This is a genomic window from Streptomyces niveus, from assembly GCF_001723055.1.
Lineage (GTDB): Bacteria > Actinomycetota > Actinomycetes > Streptomycetales > Streptomycetaceae > Streptomyces > Streptomyces niveus.
Genome location: NZ_MDCR01000541.1, coordinates 1 through 1065, shown reverse-complemented (window position 1 = coordinate 1065; position 1065 = coordinate 1). Strand labels below are relative to the sequence as shown.

Genomic DNA, 1065 nt, shown 5'->3' with positions numbered 1-1065 from the left:
GACGGCCGCGCGAAGGAGTGAGTCGCTTGCGACAGCGAATCCTTGCACTGTTCACCGCACTGGTCTCCGCCATGGCCCTCGCGGTACTCCTGCCCGCCTCGACCTCGGCGGCGGCCTCGTCCGCCGCCGCGTGCGTGACCGGCTGGAACGCGTCCACCGTCTACTGGGGCGGCGACACCGCGTCGTACAACGGCCGCAACTACACCGCCAAGTGGTGGACCCAGAACGAGAGACCCGGCACTGTCGACGTCTGGGCCGACAACGGCGCCTGTGGTGGCGGTCCGACGGACCCGCCGCCCACGGGTGGCTTCGTGGTCAGCGAGGCGCAGTTCAACCAGATGTTCCCGAGCCGTAATTCCTTCTACACCTACAACGGTCTCACCGCCGCGCTGAGCGCCTACCCGGCCTTCGCGAACACCGGCAGCGACACCATCAAGCGCCAGGAGGCCGCGGCCTTCCTCGCCAACGTCAGCCACGAGACCGGCGGCCTCGTCCACATCGTGGAGCAGAACCAGGCCAACTACCCCCACTACTGCGACACTTCACAGCCCTACGGCTGCCCGGCCGGCCAGGCCGCGTACTACGGGCGCGGTCCCATCCAGCTCAGCTGGAACTTCAACTACAAGGCAGCGGGCGACGCCCTCGGCATCGACCTGCTGAACAACCCCTGGCTCGTCCAGAACGACTCCGCCGTCGCCTGGAAGACCGGACTCTGGTACTGGAACACCCAGAACGGCCCCGGCACCATGACCCCGCACAACGCGATGGTCAACAGCCGCGGCTTCGGCGAGACGATCCGCTCCATCAACGGAAGCATCGAGTGCAACGGGGGCAACCCCGGTCAGGTGCAGAGCCGGATCAACAACTACCAGCGCTTCGTCCAGATCCTCGGCACCACACCCGGCGGCAACCTCAGCTGCTGAGTCCGGAGCGTCTCTACGACAATCGGACGTAGTTCAGAGAACTGTTCTGCGACCTCCTCGTTGACCGGTTCGGGGCAGAGGCCCATCTGCCCCGCACCGGATCAGTGTCCGTGCCCCGCCGCATCCATGTGGCGGGGCACGG

General features: G+C 66.9%; 1 protein-coding gene. It reads left to right on the top strand.

Features of this window, described 5'->3' with window-relative positions; all coding sequences use genetic code 11:
- Positions 1–71: 71 nt before the first annotated feature.
- Positions 72–923, top strand: a complete 852-nt coding sequence (locus tag BHU15_RS37420; protein ID WP_171908534.1) for a glycoside hydrolase family 19 protein — start codon at positions 72–74, stop codon at positions 921–923.
- Positions 924–1065: the final 142 nt, after the last annotated feature.